At 50.7% G+C, this 837-nt stretch carries 2 protein-coding genes; both read right to left on the reverse strand.

Annotated features, from left to right (window positions below):
* Nucleotides 1-104: 104 nt before the first annotated feature.
* A complete protein-coding gene (locus AC1RP1_RS07595; RefSeq protein WP_481762658.1) occupies nucleotides 105-539 on the reverse strand; it encodes a GPW/gp25 family protein in 435 nt (144 codons plus the stop codon).
* Between the two features lie 24 nt (nucleotides 540-563).
* On the reverse strand, nucleotides 564-837 hold a 274-nt coding region (locus AC1RP1_RS07600; protein ID WP_481762659.1), incomplete at its 5' end, for a hypothetical protein.

The following is an 837-nucleotide window of genomic DNA, read 5'->3' on the forward strand; positions in this document are numbered from 1 at the left end:
CGATGGGATGGTGGTAAGGTAGTTTTGAAACTGGGAAACGAATTGATCAACGTCGGCTGTCAAGTCCGCCAGAACGAGCTTATTAGTATCTGCCATGTTGAACCTTATGATTGGTTGGCGGTGACGGAAAATGCTGCAACCAGCGGACCTGATTGAGTATCAAGGTTTAGGTCCAGGTTGTAAGCAATCCGAATCTGATAGCCGGGCAGCGACATGTCGGGCTTGACCCATGTGTTGCTCATGTCGAGCTGAATGCGGGGTTCCCAGCGGGCTATCGCCTGAATGAAGCCGACCTGAATCTTATCCGCAGTGTTTTGATCGATTGGTTCCTGTAGATAAGTGAGAAGGGAGGCCCCATACTCCGGCTGGAATATACGGGCTCGTGCCCCTATCTGACATGAGAACAGGTTGTACAACGAGTTGTTGATGGCCAGTACGTCAGGCAGCAAATCGGGGTTAGTGTCCAGCGTAAACTTCGACGACGCATCGACCCATACGGCACCCCGCGTATCAAGCTGATATGCTGTTGGTGTAGTCATGTTGAGTTCTCCTTACCATTAAATTTAGATTTGAGGGATAGGAGTACTAGTATCCGGATTGTCTGGCACGTGGTGGATGTGCGAATCATAAACACGCCGGAAGTCGCCTATGGTCTTCGTGTTACCGGACGCAGTTTCATCCGTAATGTCGCCAGCAGCCGCGATCGTTGAATCCGTGACAACAGGACCCTGAAACTGATGAGTGGAAGCCTTGTACACGGCAGTGCCACTGGCATTTAGATTGAAGTTAGTGGTGTTGATAGTTGTGTTGCCCGACACGTTGAACTGTATGCTGCCC

The organism is Dellaglioa sp. CoH-56-MRSF-13, from assembly GCF_056782095.1.